This window comes from Pseudoalteromonas sp. T1lg76, from assembly GCF_002964725.1.
Taxonomy (GTDB): domain Bacteria; phylum Pseudomonadota; class Gammaproteobacteria; order Enterobacterales; family Alteromonadaceae; genus Pseudoalteromonas.
On record NZ_PQCE01000066.1, the window covers coordinates 1 to 205 of the forward strand.

The 205-nt window shown below is 47.3% G+C and carries 1 rRNA gene; it reads right to left on the reverse strand.

Annotated features, from left to right (window positions below):
- Positions 1–117 precede the first annotated feature (117 nt).
- Positions 118–205: ribosomal RNA gene (gene rrf, locus C2M35_RS15950) — 5S ribosomal RNA — on the reverse strand; the annotation flags it as partial.

The window sequence follows — 205 nt, forward strand, 5'->3', positions numbered from 1 at the left end:
CGGGCCGCCTTCGGCGTTCAAAAATGTTCCCGACATTTTTGTCACCTGTTCAAGTAGAACATCACGTCTTTAAAACGAAAAAACCCAGCACTAGGCTGGGTTCTTCGTTTAATAAGGCCCTGACGATGTTCTACTTTCACATGGCAAATGCCACACTATCATCGACGCTGTTTCGTTTCACTACTGAGTTCGGCATGGGGTCAGG